A 16,743-nucleotide genomic window follows, 5' to 3' on the forward strand; every position below is an offset into this window, starting at 1 on the left:
GCTAGGCCTTTTTCCAGGCAAGAGGCGGACAATGCTGATCGAACATCACAAGGCCACGTTGCTGGTGGTCGACATCCAGGAAAAGCTCATCGGCGCCATGAGCGACCCTCGAGGCACTCGCGCCCGAGCGCGCTGGTTGCTCTCGGCCTGCCATGACCTGGAACTGCCGATCGTGATGTCCGAGCAGTACCCCAAAGGCCTGGGTCATACCTTGTCGGAACTGATCGCGGTGGCCCCGGCGGCAGAGGTGGTGGAAAAGACCCATTTCTCCTGCGTGGCCGCCCAATGCTTGCCGGCCGGCCTGATGGCCCGTGAGCAGGTGATCGTCTGCGGCATGGAAACCCACGTCTGCGTGCTGCAGACCGTGCTTGGCCTGCTGGCGCTGGGCAAGCAGGTGCTGGTGGTCGAGGATGCCTGCGACAGCCGTACCCCGGCCAACAAGGCCGCAGGCCTTGCGCGCATGCGCCAGGCCGGGGCGCAGGTGGTGACCGGGGAGATGGTGCTGTTCGAGCTCATGGGCAGCGCCAGCCACCCGCAGTTCCGCCACATCAGCAAGACCTACCTGGTCGGTGAACAGCCCTGAACGGCCGTCTGTTGGCGGCCGGGCTGATGGCCCTGGCGCTGTTGCAGGGGTGCGCCGGGCGGCGCGAGGAAGAGCCGGAGGCCGACCCGGCCAAGGTGCGTGCCCAGCTGATGCGCCTGCTGCCGGCCCAGGCCAAGGACCGCGAAGGCTGGGCCAGGGATATCCAGGTGGCGTTCGAGGCCCAGCGCATTGCGCCGAGCAAGCGCAACCTGTGCGCGGTGCTGGCGGTGACCGAGCAGGAGTCGACCTTCAATGCTGACCCGCAGGTGCCCGGCCTCGGGCGCATCGCCCGTGCGGAAATCGACCGCCGGGCGGCGCGCCTGCATATTCCCAAGCTGCTGGTCGATGCTGCACTGAAGACGCCTTCAGGCAATGGCCAGAGCTATCAGCAGCGCCTGCTGGCAGTGCGCAGCGAGAAGCAGCTGAGCGCGCTGTACGACGAGTTCATCGCTCGCTTGCCGTTGGGCAAGACCTTGCTGGACGGCTTGAACCCCGTGCATACCGGCGGGCCGATGCAGGTCAGCATCGATTTCGCCGAGAAGCACGCCAAGGATTATCCCTACACCTATGACGGCACCATTCGCCAGGAAGTCTTCAGCCGCCGTGGCGGCATGTACTTCGGTATTGCCCATCTGCTCGGCTATCCGGTGCATTACGAGCGCCAGCTGTACCGCTTCGCCGATTTCAACGCAGGGTGGTACGCCAGCCGCAATGCCGCGTTCCAGGCTGCCTTGAGCAAGGTCACGGGGGCAGCCCTGGCGCTGGATGGCGACCTGGTCGCCCCCGGGTCGATCATGCCCGGCAGCACTGAGCAGGCGGCGCGCAAGCTCGGGGTCAAGCTGGGGCTGCGCAACACGCAGATCCGCAACCAGCTGGAGCTCGGTGACAGCCTGGCGTTCGAGGACAGCAAGCTGTACAGCGGGGTGTTTGCCCTGGCCGATGCGGCGTCAGGCAAGCCGCTGCCGCGGGCCGTGCTGCCGGGGATCGAGCTGAAGAGCCCGAAGATCACCCGTAAACTGACGACCGCCTGGTTTGCCGGGCGGGTGGACGAGCGTTATGAGCGGTGCATGAATCGATAGCGCATGGCCAAGGCCCGGCACGCAGCCTGTTCAGGCCGACAGCAACGGCCAGCCTTGGTGATGCTCCACCAGAAAATCCACGAACACCCGCACCCGTGCCGGCATCGCCGGCCCGCCGACGAACACCGCATGCAGCGGTTCGCGGTCGCCTGGGTTGTAGTCTTCCAGTAGCGCCACCAGTTGACCGTTTTTCAGCTCATCGGCTACGGTAAAGGTCCCGATCCGGGCAATGCCCGCCCCCAGCCTGGCCAGTTGCGCCAACGCCTCGCCACTGCTGCACTCGATATTCCCCGTCACCTTCAGTGAAAAATCCTCCCCCGCCCGGCGAAACGGCCAATCCGGTGCAGCACGCCGGAAGTTGAAGCGCAGGCAGTTGTGCTGCGCCAGGTCCTCCGGCACCTGCGGCGCGCCACAGCGTGACAGGTAGTCGGGCGAAGCGACCACCACCTGGCCTGTATGACCGATGCAGCGTGCACTGAGCGAGCTGTCTGGCAGCTGGCCGAAGCGCAGCGCCACGTCGGCCTGACCGCCATGGATATCGGCGATTTCATCGCTCAGCGTCAGGTCCACCAGCACCTGCGGATACAACGCGCTGAACGCCGTCAGCAACGGCACTACCGTCTGCCGCCCGTGCCCCAGCGCGGCGCTGACCCGCAAGCGCCCGCGCGGCACGCCCTGATCGGTGATCGCCTCTTCGACTTCCAGCAGGTCGGCCAGGATGCGCCGCGCCCCGCGCAGGTAAGCCTCGCCCTCGGTGGTGAGGGTGATGGCCCGGGTGGTGCGCAGCAGCAGGCGGGTACCCAGGCGCTGCTCGGCGCGGGCGATGATGCGGCTCACCGCCGAGGGTGTCAGGCCCAGCTCGCGGGCCGCGGCAGACAGGCTACCCGCATCCACCACCTTGGCAAAAACCTCCATCTCCCCGGATCGCCCGTTGAAGTCCATCTGTGCCTCCAGCGCAAAGGTGGTTAGCTCAAAACCGGTCTAGTGCATTCAAAAGTCTGATCGTAGCATTCCCGTCATAGATAAGGAGCCTTGTATGCGTATCAATCCCCCTCTCGTGGCGCTCGCCATCGGTGCCTTCGGCATCGGTGTCACCGAGTTCGCCCCCATGGGCATGCTGCCCGGCATTGCCAGCGACCTCGGCGTGTCGATCCCGGCGGCAGGCCTGCTGGTCAGTGCCTACGCGTTAGGCGTGCTGATCGGTGCCCCGTTGATGACCCTGGCCACCGGCAGAGTGCCGCGGCGCTACCTGCTGATCGGCCTGATGGCCATCTTTACCCTGGGCAACCTGCTGTCGGCCCTGGCCACCGATTACCAGAGCCTGCTCATTGCACGGGTGGTGACCTCGCTCAACCACGGCGCCTTCTTTGGCGTCGGCTCGGTGGTGGCGGCCAGCGTGGTGCCGCCCGAGAAGCGGGCAGGGGCGGTGGCCGCCATGTTCATGGGCCTCACCCTTGCCACCATCGGCGGTGTGCCGCTGGCCACCTGGTTCGGTGAGTTGCTCGGCTGGCGCACGGCGTTCTGGGGCATTGCCGGCCTGGGCCTGGTGGCGATGGCTTCGCTGTGGTTTGCACTGCCCAGTGTGCCGCTGCCCAAGAGCGCGGGTGTGATGGCCGAAATCCGTGTGCTGGGGCGTGGGCCGGTGCTGGCGGCGCTGGCCCTGACCGTGGTCGGCTCCAGCGCGATGTTCACCGTGTTCACCTACATTGCACCGATCCTGCACAGCCAGGCGCAGGCTTCCACGACCTTCATCACCGCCATGCTGGTGCTGTTCGGCATTGGCCTGACCCTGGGCAACGTGTGGGGCGGCAAGGCCGCGGATCGCTCGGTCGAGCGCACCTTGATCGTGTCGTTGCTGGTGTTGATTGCCGTGCTGCTGGTGTTCCCGGCGATGCTTGGCTGGTCGCTGCCGACGGCGCTGGCAATCCTGGTCTGGGGCATTGCCAGTTTCGCCCTGGTGCCGCCGCTGCAGATGCGCGTGATGGATGCCGCCAAGGACGCGCCCAACCTGGCTTCGGCGGTGAACATTGGCGCGTTCAACCTGGGCAACGCGATAGGTGCGGCGCTGGGGGGCGCGGTGATCAACGCAGGGTTGGGCTATCCGGCGGTGTCGTATGCCGGGGCAGGGATGGCGCTGCTGGGGCTGCTGCTGACCATCGCCTGGCGGACGCGGCCGGTAGTGCCGGTGCAGCAGGCGGCGTAACGGACGGTGGGCTGCAAAGCAGCCCCGTTTGTGTAGACTTGCCAGGTGCCGATAAGGAAATCACCATGCATCCCACCCAAGCCGACGTCGAAGCTTTGCTGTCCTACCAGTCCCGGCTCTACCCCAATGGCGTAGCGATCAAGACCTACACCCTCAAGGAAGGCAGCCGTTGGCCCGACTATGAAGCAGTGGTCAGTGCCTTTTACAAGGAGGCCGGCAGGGACTGCTGGACCGACGTCAATTACCGGCCCGCCGCCGACCACCTGCTCAGTGCCCCCGACACCATCGCCCAAGCCACCTTGCCCCAACTGCAGAGCCTGCTGACCTACTGCGTGCGCGGTGAACGTTTCTGTGACGGCCATTGGGCGGCCATGATCGAACGGGGCCACGTGCAGCGCATCCTCTCGCGTTTGGCCGCGTTTGCCTGAGGGCACATAAATAGCTTGGCTTGATACGCTGGTGCAAATTAGAATCGGTCGCATTCAAGCCTTGCCAGAGCCGACCCATGACCGATCTCGCTCCGCCTCCGGAGCCCAGCCTGCCTGCCCTCTACCGCGACCACCGCGGCTGGCTGGAAGCCTGGCTGCGGCGGCGCCTGGGCAACGCCTGGGATGCCGCCGACCTCAGCCAGGACACCTTCCTGCGGGTGCTCACCAGCGCCCAGCCGCTGGCGGACATTCGCCAGCCGCGTGCTTACCTGCTGACGGTGGGCAAGCGCCTGCTAAGCAACTTCCACCAACGCCGCAGCCTGGAACAGGCCTACCTCGACGCCTTGGCGCAACTGCCCGAGCAGAGCCTGCCGTCGCCGGAGCACCGCTGGATCCTGCTGGAAACCTTGCATGCACTGGATGAGCTGCTCGACGGCCTCAAGGCCCCGGTGCGCAAGGCCTTCCTCTGGAACCAGGTGGAAGGCCTGGGCTACCGCGCAATCGCCGAACGCCTCGATGTCTCTGAACGCACGGTAAAACGCTACATGGCGCAGGCCTACGAGCATTGCCTGCTGGCAGAACTGTAATGGCCGCGCCTGCCACCAACGCCCGCGAAGTGGTGCGTGCTGCCGCCCGCTGGCTGGCGCTGCTGGAGTCCGGCCAGGCCAGCCAGCGCGACCTCCAGCGCCTGGCGCAATGGCGGGCCAGCGACAGCCAGCACGAGAACGCCTGGCAGAAGGCGCAGCTGCTGCGCCAGCGCTTCTCGCAACTGCCTGGCGAGTTGGCCATGGCAACGCTCGATCGGCCGGACGCTGGCCGCCGTGCCTTGCTCAAGCAGGCTCTAGGCGTTGCCGCGCTGGTACCGACGGCCTGGCTGCTGAGCCGGCAGTTGCCCCTGGATGCCTGGACCGCCGACCTGCATACCGCGGTCGGCGAACGCAGGCAGCGGGTATTGAACGACGGAACGACCTTGCAGCTGAACACTGACAGCGCCGTCGATGTCGACCTCGCGGCCCGGCGCGTGAAACTGCTGCGGGGCGAGGTGGCGGTCGCGGTCCCCGATGCGGTCGAACTGGTAGTGCAGGTGCCGTTTGGCCAGGTCCAGGTCAGGGGAGGCGAGGTCTGCGTGCGGCTTTTCGATCAGGCTTGCCGGGTGTCGGTGGTAAATGGCTTCGCGACTCTGCAGCCGCTGCGCGGCGGTGCCGTGGTGCTGCAGGCCGGCCAGCAGGCCAGCTTGCGTGCCAGCGGGCCAGGCCCGGTCATGGCCGTGGATGATCTGCTGTTGGGCTGGCGCGACGGCGTGCTGCGCCTGGAAGACCGCCCGCTGGGCGACCTGCTGCACGAGCTGCGCAGGTACCGTCCGGGCCTGCTGCGTTGGGCAGTGGAGCTTGAACGGCTGCGGGTCACCGGCACCTTTCGCCTCGACGACACCGACCGAGTGCTGGCGCTGCTCGCCGCCAGCCTGCCGCTGGAGGTGCATGCGCGCACCCGTTACTGGGTGACGCTGGTCCCCCGAGAAAATCGTGCCTGAGGCTGTCCCCTTTTTTTCCCTCGTCGGTCATTACCGATAAGAGAACGCAAAGGGAGCCTGTTTCAATGCCAGCTGTTACGCCATACCGCCTCATCCCGCTGGGGTTCGCCATGAGCCTGTTGCTGAACGTGCCTGCCTGGGCCGACGAGCAAGCCCGCCGCAGCTACCAGGTGCCTGCCGGCAGCCTGGGCGCGGCGCTGACCCGCTTCGCCGACCAGGCCGGTGTCAGCCTGTCGGTGGACCCGGCGCTGGTCAGTGGCCGCCAGAGCGACGGGCTGGCTGGCAGCTACAGTGTCGACGAAGGCTTTGTCCAACTGCTGCGCGGCAGCGGCCTGCAATTGCAGCCGGCAGGCGAGGGCGCCTTCACCCTGGTGCCGGCCCCGCAAGGTGCTGCTGCCCTGGAGATCGCCCCGACCACCATTGTCGGCGGCCAGGCCTCGCCCGGCGATGCCCAGCCGTATGCCGGCGGCCAAGTGGCGCGCAAGGGCTCGCAGGGCCTGCTCGGTGCGCGTGACTTCATGGACACGCCGTTCAGCATGACCACCTACACCCACGCACTGGTAAAAAACCAGCAGGCCCGGACCCTTGGCGACCTGGTGGCCAGCGACCCGTCGGTGCGCGCCACCAACCCGGCAGGCGGGCGTTTCGAGCAGTTCACCATTCGCGGCTTCAGCCTGTTCAACAGCGATGTGTCCTACAACGGCCTGTATGGCATCCTGCCGACCTATTCGATCGACATGGAAATGGCCGACCGCGTCGACATCCTCAAGGGCCCGAGCCAGCTGATCAATGGCATCTCACCGCGGGGCAGCGTGGGTGGCGCCATCAACGTGGTGCCCAAGCGCGCTGGTGACCAGCCGCTCACCGAGTTCACCGGCAGCTACGCCTCCGGCAGCCAGGCCGGCGGCGCGGTGGACGTCGGCCGCCGCTTCGGTGAAGGCGAGCAGTTCGGCGTGCGTTTCAACGGCGTGAAGCAGGCCGGCGATACCGAGTGGGAGCACCAGAGCGTCGACCGCGAAATGGCGGTGCTGGGCCTGGACTTTCTTGGCGAGCGCCTGCGCCTGTCGGCCGACCTGGGCCACACCGAGCGCGACACCGACGCGCCGCAGGAGCGCGTGCTGGTCGGCGCCAACGCCAAGGTGCCGGATGCCAGCGACGTGCACCATAACTATGCCCAGGCCTGGAGCAAGGCGCGCACCCACGACACCTTCGGCGCGCTGAATGCCGAGTACGATCTCAGTGATTCTCTCATGGCCTATGCTGCGGTCGGCGCACGCAAGAGCAACCATGACTTTCTCCGCCACAACGTGTCCATCGTCAACGATGCCGGTGACTTCACTGTGCAGCCGCGCGATTTCACCCGCGACGAGTCGGTGCGCACGGCCATGGCCGGGTTGCGCAGCTGGTTCCACACTGGCCCGGTCAGTCATGAAGTCAACCTGGCTGCCAGCTACTTCTACATGGATTTCACCAACGGCGGCGCGCGCTATGCCTCGGCACCGAGCAACCTGTACAACCCGGTCGCCACCCCCACCCCGGGCACGCCCACGCGCATCGACCCTGAGGCGTACACCGAAAACCGTTTCTCTGGCGTTGCCCTGGCCGACACCCTCGGCTTCTTCGACGAGCGCCTGTTACTGACCCTGGGTGCCCGCTGGCAGCGGGTGCAGGTGGACGACTGGAGCGATGGCGTGAAGGGCGACACGGCCTACGACGAAGAAAAAGTCTCGCCTTCGGGCGGCGTGCTGCTCAAGGTCACCGACCAGCTGTCGCTTTACGCCAACTACATGGAGGGCCTGAGCCAGGGCAAGATCGCCCCGTCGACTTCGGTCAACGAAGACCAGATCTTCCCGCCATTCATCAGCCGCCAGGTCGAGGTCGGCGCCAAGTATGACCTGGGCCGGGTCGCCTTGACTGCCAGCGCCTTCCGCATTCGCCAGCCGGCCTACGAGACCAACGCCACATCACGCGTGTTCGGCCGCAACGGCACACGCGATAACCGCGGTATCGAGCTCAGCGTGTTCGGTGAACCGCTCGACGGCGTGCGGGTACTGGGCGGGGTGATGTACATCGACAGCGAACTGACCGGTACCGTGAACGGCGCGTTCGACGGCAACCGTGCCCCGGCCACGCCGGCGTACAACGTCAACCTCGGCGCGGAATGGGACGTGCCTGGGGCGAACGGGTTGACGCTGACGGCGCGGGGCATTCATTCCAGCTCGCAGTACCTGGACCAGAACAACAGCAAGCAGATCGACGGCTGGGAGCGCTTCGACCTGGGCGCGCGCTATGCCTTCAAGGTCGACGCCACCAAGGTCACCTTGCGCGCCAGTGTCGAGAACGTGATGGATGAGCGTTACTGGGCTTCGGCGGGAGCGTCGGATGACAGTGAGCCGGGGCTGACGCTCTCCACGCCGCGCACCTACCTGCTCTCTGCCACCCTCGGTTTCTGAACGCGTGGGCAGCAGTCGCCTGCTCAAGGCAGGCCGTTGCGCCCATGGGCAAGGTAGCCAGGCCGCTGGCTCAGGCGTTCGTAATAGTCACTCACGGCGGGCAGTTGGGGATGATCGATCGGTGTGGCGAACCAGCGCTGCACCGACAGGCCGATGGGGATGTCGGCCAGGGTGAAGTGCTCGCCAGCGACGAACGCGCCGGTCGCAGCCAGTTGCCGATCGAGGATGCCCATGTAGCGCGCCCACTCTGCGCAACCGGCCGCCAGCGCCTGGGTATCCTGATGCGCAGGCGAGTGGCGCACCCGCGACATGAACGGGTAGCTCCACGCCCGGTTCAGGTCCGAGGCCTGCCAGTCGATCCACTGGTCGATGCGCGCCCGTGCCTGTGCTTCGCTTGGGTAGCAGGCCGCATCGCCATAGCGGTTGGCCAGGTAGCGGATGATGCTGTTGGATTCCCACAGCGTGAAATCGCCGTCCTGGATCACCGGGACCATGGCGTTGGGGTTGAGCGTGAGGAATTCGGGCGCATCGGTGGGCCGGAAGCCGTTGCCCCAGTCTTCGCGGGTGAAGGGGATGCTGAATTCGGCACAGGCCCACAGCACCTTGCGCACGTTGATCGATGAGGCCCTGCCCAGTATCCGTAACATAGCTTCGTCCTTGATGGGGGGAGTGCTGATCGTCAACGACCGCATTGTTTGGGTCAAGCGGGATCTGAAGCAGACATTCACCTGCGGCTCTGGCAAGGTGGAACGCCGATCACGTCAGGCTTGAATCGCCCATGGATGCCTTCTACCTCATCGCCCTCGGTGCCATCGTCGCCGGTTTCGTCCAGGGCCTTTCCGGCTTTGCCTTCGGCATGGTCGCGATGTCGTTCTGGGCCTGGGGCCTGGAACCACGGCTGGCGGCGTCGCTGACCGTGTTCGGCAGCCTCACCGGCCAGCTGATTGCCGTGTTCAGCGTGCGACGCGGTTTCAGCTGGGCGCTGTTGTGGCCGTTCGTGCTTGGCGGCCTGGCCGGCATCCCGCTAGGGGTGTGGGTATTGCCGTACCTGGACATGCTCTGGTTCAAGGCGGTGTTCGGCACCTTGCTGGTGCTGTGGTGCCCGCTGATGCTGCTGGCGCCGCGCCTGCCACGGCTGCCGGGCAACCGCCTGGCCGATGGTGCGGTGGGCCTGGTGGGCGGGGCGCTCGGCGGAATCGGTGGCTTTACCGGCACAGTGCCTACACTGTGGTGTACCTTGCGCGGCTTCGAGCGTGATACCCAGCGTGCGGTGATCCAGAACTTCAACCTGTCGATGCTGCTGGTGACCATGCTCACCTACCTGGGCACCGGCGTGGTGACCCGCGACATGCTGCCCGCGTTCGCTGTGGTGCTGCTGGCCATGGCGCTGCCGGCGCTGCTGGGCACGCGGGTGTACCTGGGGATCAGCGAACTGGCGTTTCGCCGGGTGGTGCTGGGGTTGTTGACCGCCTCGGGAGTGGCCATGCTCATGGCATCGCTGCCGCAGTTGTTGAGCCGTTGAGTGCTTGCCTGTTGGCACTGAACTTGGCACCCTTTGCGCCGCTTCGATCTTCCGTGCCGTAACAGAAGGAACCGCACCGTTGAGTTGGGACAAAGTCGGCAAACGCCTGGTCGCCATGCTGCTTGGCCTGATGGTCATCCTGGTGGCTTATATGCTGCTCAAGCCCCAGTCACGGCTCGAGGCGACCTTGACCTACGCTTACCTGACCTATCCCAGCCAGTTCAGCGAGCGCATCAGCAGGGCCAACGCGCAGCTCAAGTACGAGGAGTTGCAGCCGCGCATCAACACCATCAGCGACGGCGCGTTGAACCCGTATCAGGTCGACAAGCTGATCGAACTGGCCCAGGCGCCTTATGCGCAGCTGTTCGCCAAACCCTTCGAAGCCGGGTTGGTCGACCACCGTACTGGCTTGCTCATCGACCTGCACACCCGTGGCGACAGTGATGTGCGTGAGGTGAAGATCCGGCTGCCGGCCAAGGGCCTGGTGCAGGTACGCGATGGGGCGGGTAACGACACCCTGTACGAGGCGGCGACGGCGCAGGTAGAGATACCGGCCATCAAGAAGGGCAGCGAGTGCCGGGTCTGGGTATATTTCGACGCCGACTACGCACAGATTCGCCAGGGTGGCATCGGTGTCAGTTTTGCGGGTGGCGAGGCCAATGTGCGGGTCTACCGAGCATTCACTGGGTTCCCGGCGCTGGTGGCACGCTACAGCCGCGAGTTGGTGGGGTTGCTCGCGGCATTGATGCTCAGCGTGCTGGGGATGGGGTACGCCTGCCTGGCCCGGCGGCGGAATGTGGTTTGAAGGGACCGTCTTTGCTCTTGTAATGCCTGTGAGATCGAGCGCCACTGCAAATTCCAGGCGCATACGGCGCTCGGTCTCACAGGCGCCAAAATTCTTCGATCCGGATCATCCACCGATCACGCCGGAACCATGGCAAAGCCCACGCCAAAGCGGTTCCAGGCGTTGATGGTGGCGATGGCCAAGGTCAGGTTGGCCAGCTCGGTCGGCTCGAAGTGCTGCTGCAGCGCTTCGTATTCCGCTTGCGGGGCGCCACGCTCGGGCAGACGGGTCAGGCATTCCACCCAGGCCAGCGCGGCACGTTCACGCGGGGTGAAATAGTTCGTTTCCTGCCAGGCGCACAGGGTCTGCAAGCGCGCCTCGGTCTCGCCGGCCTTGCGCGCGTCATTGGCATGCATGTTCACGCAGTAGGCGCAGCCGTTGATCTGCGAAGCCCGCAGGCGCACCAGCTCCAGCAGTGAGTTTTCCAGGCCACTCTTGGCCAGGGCCTGTTCCAGGCCGACCATGGCCTTGTAGGCTTCCGGCGCGTGTTTGGCCCATTCGATACGGTTGTGCATGGCGTGCTCCAGGGAGGGGTTGTGGACATGGCGCTACCTTAGCGCCGGGCGGTGATTGGCCCGATAGCCAATCGCGCGCTTTGCCGGGAGGCCAATCGGGCCATTAAGGTGGCCACTGACCTGTATCCAATCTCTTCATTTCTTCCCTGACTGCCTGGACAGGATAATGGCTGGGTCTTGCTTGGGAGTTTCGATACGTGATGAGAGGGGCGTTGAACCTGGTGCTGGTAATCCTGCTGGCACTGAACCTGAGACCGATCCTGACCAGTATTGGCCCGTTGCTCGAGCCGATGCGCGCCAGCACCGGGCTGGGCTACCAACAGGCGGCATTGCTGACGGCGTTGCCGGTACTGTGCATGGGCCTGGTGCCGTTGTTGCAGCCCTGGCTGCGGCGCTGGGTCAGCGAACATGGCGGCATGCTCGCCGGCCTTGGCGCCATTGCCCTGGCCTGCCTGTGGCGGCTGCAACTGGACAGCGCCTGGGCGCTGATCGCCAGCGCGGTACTGGCCGGGTTGGGCGTGGCGCTGGTGCAGGGCATGATGCCGGGCTTGGTCAATCGCTGGTTCCCCGGCCGCCTGGCCGGGACCATGGGCCTGTACTCGGCGGCGCTGATGTGTGGCGGCGGCCTGGCTGCGGTGCTCGGCCCGCCTGTCAGCGGGCACTTCGGCCACTGGCAGGCCGGGCTGGGCTTGTGGGCGATCCCGGCGCTGCTGGCGGTGCTGGCCTGGGCCGTGCTGCGGCCCCGGGCACACGCACCGAAGCTGGCCGGCGCCGCTGGCGGGCACTGGTTCGGCACGCGGCGGGCCTGGCTGCTGGCGCTGTACTTCGGCCTGATCAATGGCGGCTATACCAGCATGGTCGCCTGGCTACCGGCCTACCACCTGGAGCACGGTGGCACGGCGCAGGGCGGTGGCGGCCTGGTCGGCCTGATGACCATTTTCCAGGTGTGCGGTGCCCTGGGCCTGCCGCTGTTGCTACGCGGCGTTGCTGACCGACGCCCGGGCTTGTGGCTGGCACTGTCGATCCAGCTGGCGGGCTTCCTTGGCTTGCTGCTGGCACCGGCGCTGGCCATGGGCCTGTGGGTAGCGCTGATCGGCTTTGGCTTGGGCGCTTGCTTCAGCCTGAGCCTGACCTTGACCCTGGAGCACCTCAAGACGCCCGCTGAAGCCGGCAGCCTGGCGGCCTTCGTGCAGGGCGTCGGCTTCATCATCACCGGCATCATCCCGTACATCACCGGTTGGTTGCGGGATGTCAGCGGTGATTTCCAGGCATCGTGGACGCTGCTGACCGTCACCGTGCTGGCGATGCTGCTGGTGACCGCCTGTTTCGCCCCGCGCGGCTATGCCGCGGCCATCGCCCGGCCGCGGCAGGCTGGCGAGGCGGCGCTCAACTGAGACGTTGCAGGGTATCGCGGACCCGGTCCAGTGCCGGGTCGATGTCCAGCAGCTCGATGGCGCCGAAGCCCAGCAGCAACCCTTGGCGCACGGGCGCTTCGCTGAAGAACGGCGCCAGCGAGTACAGGCCCACCTCCACCTTGCGGGCGAGGTTGGTCAGCAGCTCGACATCCACCCCAGGCCGCGCCAGCGCGCTCAGGTGGAACCCTGCATTGGCGGGCACGGCGCTGAACCAGGGCGCCAGGTCGCCGTCCAGCCGCGCCAGGATGCGTTCGCGGCGGCCGCTGTAGATGTCATGGCAGCGGCGGATATGCTTGTTCAGGTGGCCCTCGCCAATGAAACGGGCCAGGGCCCACTGCAGCAAGGTCGGGCTGTGCCAGTCGCTCAGGTGCTTGGCCACGCAGGCGGCGCTGAGCACTGCCGGGGGCAGCACCGCGTAACCCAGGCGCAGCTCCGGCAGCAAGGTCTTGGAAAAGGTCCCGACATACGCCACCAGCCCTTGCCGGTCGAGGCGCTGCAGCGCATCGGCGGCCTGGCCCTGGTAGCGGAATTCGCAGTCGTAGTCGTCCTCGATGATCAACGCGCCTAGCTCGGCGGCCCGCACCAGCAAGGCATGACGGCGGGCCCCGCTCATCGGCATGCCGAGCGGAAACTGGTGCGAAGGCGTCACGTAGATCAGCCGAGTGCCCTCGGCGATGTGAGCAACGCACAGTCCCTCATCGTCCACCGGCACGGATTGCAGCTTTGCCCCCAGGGCCAGGAACAGCTGGCGTGCGGGCGGGTAGCCGGGGTCTTCCATGGCCACCTGGCAGCCGGGCTCGACCAGTACCCGGGCGATCAGGTCCAGGGCCTGTTGGGCGCCATTGCACACCATTACATCTGCCCCACTGCAATGCACGCCACGGGCGTAGGCGATATGGTGGGCAATGGCCTCGCGCAGTTCGGGCAAGCCCTGGGCGGCAAACTGCCGTTCGGGGTGTCGCTGGCTGCGGCGCAGCGCGTAGTTCAGGCAGCTGCGCCACTGGTCGAAGGGGAACTGCGCCTTGTTCGAGGCACCGCCGATGAAGTCATAGCGCGACGGGGCTTCCTGGGTGCGCCTGGCAAGTACCGTGGCGCGTTGCTGCCAGCGCTCCAGGGCGGCGGCAGCGGCCAGGGGCACGGTGGAGGGTTCATGGGGGCGTATTGGTTGGCGCGGGGTAATGAAGGTGCCGCGGCCGACCACGCCGCTGAGCAGGTTGTCGTAGGTCAACCGCGAATAGGCCTCGGCCACGGTCTTGCGTGACACGCCCAGTTGCTCGGCCAGCAGTCGGGTCGGCGGCAGTTGCGTGCCGGCGGCCAGGTGGCCGCTGTCGATGCCGGCGCGCAGTTGCTGGTAGAGCTGGTCGGCCAGGCCTTTGCGGCCGTCCAGGCGGATATGCAGTTCCATGATCGCTGTCCCAAGCACGAGAGTGCTGAGGATAGCGGATCAGAACCTTGCGGTGCTCACCGTGATGTAGCCCTTGTCGTTGAGGTCGATGCATATCACCGTTTCATCCGCCGAAGCCTTGCGTTTCTGCTTGATGCGCACGCCCTTGACGCCGATGGCGCGCATCCGGTGGTGGAGGGCTCGCCCGCAGGGATCGAAGAAGATCTCGCTGGCCAGCAGTTCGATGCGCTCGACCAGTTGCCGGGTGTACTCGTCGGTTGCGCAAAAGAACAGCACGCCTGACAGGTGCGGGTCGTCGTCCGGGTTGTTGATGTCGTGGGCCAGCAGCTCGCGCAGGGCACTGCGCAGTTCGGCCTGGGTGCGGGGATCTGGGTGCATGCGCAGGGTCCTGTGGGGCGAAGCCGTCGATCATCTTTTGACCCACCCAAGGGCGGCAAGTAAGGCACTTCGGAATGCGCTGTGGGAATTTTCTGTGAATACCCGGAAGGTGAAAATGCCGACCCGCAGCCTGCACTACGCAGCGGGTGGGCATTTCCATGAAGGTTGTTACTGCTCAACCTCCTGCTTGAACTTCAAGCGCCACCCATGCAGCAACGGCTCGGTATACCCGCCAGGTTGCTCACGCCCCTTGAACACCAGCTCCTGCGCGGCACGGTACGCATGCGAGCCCGCGAAATTCCCGGCCATCGGCCGGTACGCCGGATCCCCGGCATTTTGCTGGTCCACCACCTTGGCCATGCGCTGCAAGGTCGTCTCGACCTGATTACTGCCGACCACCCCATGATGCAGCCAGTTGGCGATGTGCTGGGCCGAGATGCGCAAGGTGGCACGGTCTTCCATCAACCCCACGTCGTGGATGTCCGGCACCTTCGAGCAACCGATGCCTTGCTCCACCCAGCGCACGACATAACCCAGGATGCCCTGGCAGTTGTTGTCCAGCTCGGCCTGGATATCCTCGGCATTCCAGGGCCGGTCCGGGCTGACCGGGATGCTCAGCAGGTCATGCAGCAGCTGTTCGCGCTCGGCGCTCAGGTCGACGCTTTCCAGTTGCGCCTGTACAGCCGGCACGTCCACCTGGTGATAATGCAGCGCATGCAAGGTCGCGGCAGTCGGTGAGGGCACCCAGGCGGTGTTGGCGCCGGCGCGGGGCTGGGCGATCTTCTGCTCGAGCATGGCCGCCATCAGGTCAGGCATGGCCCACATGCCCTTGCCGATCTGCGCCTTGCCGCGCAGGCCGCAGGCCAGGCCCACCAGCACGTTGCTGCGTTCGTAGGCCTGGATCCAGGCGCTGCCTTTCATGTCGCCCTTGCGCAGCATGGAGCCGGCTTCCATCGCGCTGTGCATCTCGTCGCCGGTGCGGTCGAGGAACCCGGTGTTGATGAACACCACCCGCGCTGCCGCGCTGGCGATGCAGGCCGCGAGGTTGACGCTGGTGCGCCGCTCTTCGTCCATGATGCCCATCTTCAAGGTGTGCCGGGGCAGGCCCAGCAGGTCCTCGACACGGCCGAACAGTTGGTCGGCGAAGGCCACTTCGGCGGGGCCATGCATCTTCGGCTTGACGATGTACAGGCTGCCTTCGCGGGAGTTGCCGCGACGCTTGAGGTCGTGCAGGCCGATCAGGCTGGTGACCACGGCGTCAAGGATGCCCTCGGGGATCTCCCGGCCATCGCGGTCGTGGATCGCCGGGTTGGTCATCAGGTGGCCGACGTTACGGATGAACAGCAGCGAGCGGCCGGGCAGGGTCAGTGGCTGGCCATCCGCACCCTGGTAGTCGCGGTCCTTGGCCAGCATTCGGGTGAAGGTCTTGTCACCCTTGCTGACCTGCTCGCTGAGGTCGCCCTTCATCAGCCCCAGCCAGTTGCGGTAGACATTCACCTTGTCCTCGGCATCCACTGCCGCCACCGAGTCTTCGCAGTCGATGATGGTGGTCAACGCCGCTTCGATGAGGATGTCCTTGACTCCGGCGGGGTCGGCTTTGCCGATGGTGCTGGTTGGGTCGACCTGGATTTCGACATGCAGGCGATGGTGTTGCAGCAGGATGGCCGTTGGTTGGCCGGGTTCGCCTTGATAGCCGCGCAATTGCGCAGGCTCCGCGAGACCGACCTGGCGGCCATCGCGCAAGGTCACCGACAGCTTGCCCTGATCGACCGCATAGGCCTGGGCGTCTGTGTGGGAAGCACCTGCGAGCGGTGCCGAGCGGTCGAGAAATTCCCGGCCGAAAGCAATGACCTTGGCGCCGCGCACCGGGTTGTAGCCCTGGCTGCGCCCGGCGCCGTCCCTGTCGGGGATGGCGTCGGTACCGTACAGGGCGTCATACAGCGAGCCCCAACGGGCGTTGGCGGCGTTCAGCGCGTAGCGGGCATTGCTCAGCGGCACTACCAGTTGCGGGCCGGCCTGCTCGGCGATTTCACGGTCGACCTGGGTGGTGCTGATCCGCACCGGTTGCGAGGGGTCGACTAGGTAGCCGATGCGGCGCAGGAACGCCTGGTAGGCAGCCATGTCACGAATCGGGCCCGGGTGCTGGCGGTGCCAGCTGTCCAGTTCGTACTGCAGGCGCTCGCGTTCGGCGAGCAGCTCGCGGTTGCGTGGGGCGAGGTCGTGGACCAGGGTGCTGAAGCCTTGCCAGAAGCTGGCGGCGTCGATGCCGGTGCCAGGCAGCACTTCATCCTCGATGAAGCGCTGCAGGGTCGGGGCGACCTTGAGGGGATGGGTCATTGTCTTCTCGCTTGGGGTTCAGGTTTCAGAAAATGTGCCGCTTGTGCCGG

General features: G+C 66.1%; 16 protein-coding genes. 10 read left to right on the plus strand and 6 right to left on the minus strand.

The window, feature by feature from the left end; translation table 11 throughout:
• The first annotated feature begins 31 nt into the window (after positions 1–31).
• On the plus strand, positions 32–583 hold the full coding sequence (locus HU738_RS21845; RefSeq protein ID WP_176508914.1) for a hydrolase: 552 nt from the start codon (positions 32–34) through the stop codon (positions 581–583).
• A gap of 26 nt (positions 584–609) precedes the next feature.
• Entirely contained in the window at positions 610–1,662 is a 1,053-nt protein-coding gene (locus tag HU738_RS21850; RefSeq protein ID WP_186603997.1) for a DUF1615 domain-containing protein, read from the plus strand.
• Between the two features lie 30 nt (positions 1,663–1,692).
• Here the strand turns inward: HU738_RS21850 and HU738_RS21855 are convergent, their stop codons facing one another.
• Positions 1,693–2,604, minus strand: a complete 912-nt coding sequence (locus HU738_RS21855) for a LysR family transcriptional regulator (RefSeq protein ID WP_054887096.1) — start codon at positions 2,602–2,604, stop codon at positions 1,693–1,695.
• Between the two features lie 94 nt (positions 2,605–2,698).
• Here HU738_RS21855 and HU738_RS21860 point away from each other — a divergent pair, with 94 nt between their 5' ends.
• The 5 genes from HU738_RS21860 (at position 2,699) to HU738_RS21880 (ending at position 8,277) form a co-directional block, all read left to right on the plus strand.
• Entirely contained in the window at positions 2,699–3,865 is a 1,167-nt protein-coding gene (locus HU738_RS21860) for an MFS transporter (protein ID WP_186603998.1), read from the plus strand.
• 65 nt (positions 3,866–3,930) lie between these two features.
• Positions 3,931–4,293: a DUF6508 domain-containing protein gene (locus HU738_RS21865; RefSeq protein ID WP_186603999.1), complete on the plus strand. Its 363-nt coding sequence runs from the start codon at positions 3,931–3,933 to the stop codon at positions 4,291–4,293.
• 77 nt (positions 4,294–4,370) lie between these two features.
• A complete protein-coding gene (locus HU738_RS21870; RefSeq protein WP_186604000.1) occupies positions 4,371–4,880 on the plus strand; it encodes a sigma-70 family RNA polymerase sigma factor in 510 nt (169 codons plus the stop codon).
• On the plus strand, positions 4,880–5,824 hold the full coding sequence (locus HU738_RS21875; RefSeq protein WP_186604001.1) for a FecR domain-containing protein: 945 nt from the start codon (positions 4,880–4,882) through the stop codon (positions 5,822–5,824). Before HU738_RS21870 ends, HU738_RS21875 begins: the two co-directional genes overlap by 1 nt.
• 65 nt (positions 5,825–5,889) lie before the next feature.
• The gene (locus HU738_RS21880) at positions 5,890–8,277 is read left to right on the plus strand and encodes a TonB-dependent receptor (protein WP_186604002.1); all 2,388 of its coding nucleotides are present in this window, start codon (positions 5,890–5,892) and stop codon (positions 8,275–8,277) included.
• Positions 8,278–8,300: 23 nt separating this feature from the next.
• Here the strand turns inward: HU738_RS21880 and HU738_RS21885 are convergent, their stop codons facing one another.
• Positions 8,301–8,924 carry a glutathione S-transferase family protein gene (locus tag HU738_RS21885; RefSeq protein ID WP_186604003.1) on the minus strand — a complete coding sequence of 208 codons (624 nt, stop codon included), beginning with the start codon at positions 8,922–8,924 and terminating at the stop codon, positions 8,301–8,303.
• 131 nt (positions 8,925–9,055) lie between these two features.
• Between HU738_RS21885 and HU738_RS21890 the strand changes: the two genes are divergently transcribed.
• Together HU738_RS21890 and HU738_RS21895 are read left to right on the plus strand one after the other, a co-directional pair.
• Positions 9,056–9,799, plus strand: coding sequence for a sulfite exporter TauE/SafE family protein (locus tag HU738_RS21890; protein WP_176508906.1), 744 nt, complete (start codon positions 9,056–9,058; stop codon positions 9,797–9,799).
• Between the two features lie 79 nt (positions 9,800–9,878).
• The gene (locus HU738_RS21895) at positions 9,879–10,604 is read left to right on the plus strand and encodes a hypothetical protein (protein ID WP_186604004.1); all 726 of its coding nucleotides are present in this window, start codon (positions 9,879–9,881) and stop codon (positions 10,602–10,604) included.
• Positions 10,605–10,720: 116 nt separating this feature from the next.
• On the opposite strand, the gene HU738_RS21900 is transcribed toward HU738_RS21895, so the two are convergent.
• A complete protein-coding gene (locus tag HU738_RS21900; RefSeq protein ID WP_186604005.1) occupies positions 10,721–11,158 on the minus strand; it encodes a carboxymuconolactone decarboxylase family protein in 438 nt (145 codons plus the stop codon).
• 200 nt (positions 11,159–11,358) lie between these two features.
• On the opposite strand from HU738_RS21900, the gene HU738_RS21905 reads away from it, so the two are divergent.
• Positions 11,359–12,552 (plus strand): CynX/NimT family MFS transporter, encoded by a 1,194-nt coding sequence (locus HU738_RS21905; protein WP_186604006.1) that lies wholly within the window; start codon positions 11,359–11,361, stop codon positions 12,550–12,552.
• Here the strand turns inward: HU738_RS21905 and pdxR are convergent.
• The 3 genes from pdxR to HU738_RS21920 form a co-directional block, all read right to left on the minus strand.
• Positions 12,545–13,978, minus strand: a complete 1,434-nt coding sequence (pdxR, locus tag HU738_RS21910) for a MocR-like pyridoxine biosynthesis transcription factor PdxR (RefSeq protein ID WP_186604007.1) — start codon at positions 13,976–13,978, stop codon at positions 12,545–12,547. The two genes, HU738_RS21905 and pdxR, sit on opposite strands and share 8 nt — an antisense overlap.
• Before the next feature lie 39 nt (positions 13,979–14,017).
• The gene (locus HU738_RS21915) at positions 14,018–14,356 is read right to left on the minus strand and encodes a hypothetical protein (protein WP_186604008.1); all 339 of its coding nucleotides are present in this window, start codon (positions 14,354–14,356) and stop codon (positions 14,018–14,020) included.
• 168 nt (positions 14,357–14,524) lie between these two features.
• A complete protein-coding gene (locus HU738_RS21920) occupies positions 14,525–16,693 on the minus strand; it encodes a malate synthase G (protein WP_186604009.1) in 2,169 nt (722 codons plus the stop codon).
• Positions 16,694–16,743: the final 50 nt, after the last annotated feature.

Source organism: Pseudomonas vlassakiae (genome assembly GCF_014269035.2).
Classification (GTDB): domain Bacteria; phylum Pseudomonadota; class Gammaproteobacteria; order Pseudomonadales; family Pseudomonadaceae; genus Aquipseudomonas; species Aquipseudomonas vlassakiae.

Coding starts and splice junctions, on each gene's coding strand:
- HU738_RS21845 (WP_176508914.1), top strand. CDS start 32: ATGCTGATCGAACATCACAAGGCCACGTTGCTGGTGGTCGACATCCAG.
- HU738_RS21850 (WP_186603997.1), top strand. CDS start 610: ATGGCCCTGGCGCTGTTGCAGGGGTGCGCCGGGCGGCGCGAGGAAGAG.
- HU738_RS21855 (WP_054887096.1), bottom strand. CDS start 2,604: ATGGACTTCAACGGGCGATCCGGGGAGATGGAGGTTTTTGCCAAGGTG.
- HU738_RS21860 (WP_186603998.1), top strand. CDS start 2,699: ATGCGTATCAATCCCCCTCTCGTGGCGCTCGCCATCGGTGCCTTCGGC.
- HU738_RS21865 (WP_186603999.1), top strand. CDS start 3,931: ATGCATCCCACCCAAGCCGACGTCGAAGCTTTGCTGTCCTACCAGTCC.
- HU738_RS21870 (WP_186604000.1), top strand. CDS start 4,371: ATGACCGATCTCGCTCCGCCTCCGGAGCCCAGCCTGCCTGCCCTCTAC.
- HU738_RS21875 (WP_186604001.1), top strand. CDS start 4,880: ATGGCCGCGCCTGCCACCAACGCCCGCGAAGTGGTGCGTGCTGCCGCC.
- HU738_RS21880 (WP_186604002.1), top strand. CDS start 5,890: ATGCCAGCTGTTACGCCATACCGCCTCATCCCGCTGGGGTTCGCCATG.
- HU738_RS21885 (WP_186604003.1), bottom strand. CDS start 8,924: ATGTTACGGATACTGGGCAGGGCCTCATCGATCAACGTGCGCAAGGTG.
- HU738_RS21890 (WP_176508906.1), top strand. CDS start 9,056: ATGGATGCCTTCTACCTCATCGCCCTCGGTGCCATCGTCGCCGGTTTC.
- HU738_RS21900 (WP_186604005.1), bottom strand. CDS start 11,158: ATGCACAACCGTATCGAATGGGCCAAACACGCGCCGGAAGCCTACAAG.
- HU738_RS21905 (WP_186604006.1), top strand. CDS start 11,359: ATGAGAGGGGCGTTGAACCTGGTGCTGGTAATCCTGCTGGCACTGAAC.
- pdxR (WP_186604007.1), bottom strand. CDS start 13,978: ATGGAACTGCATATCCGCCTGGACGGCCGCAAAGGCCTGGCCGACCAG.
- HU738_RS21915 (WP_186604008.1), bottom strand. CDS start 14,356: ATGCACCCAGATCCCCGCACCCAGGCCGAACTGCGCAGTGCCCTGCGC.
- HU738_RS21920 (WP_186604009.1), bottom strand. CDS start 16,693: ATGACCCATCCCCTCAAGGTCGCCCCGACCCTGCAGCGCTTCATCGAG.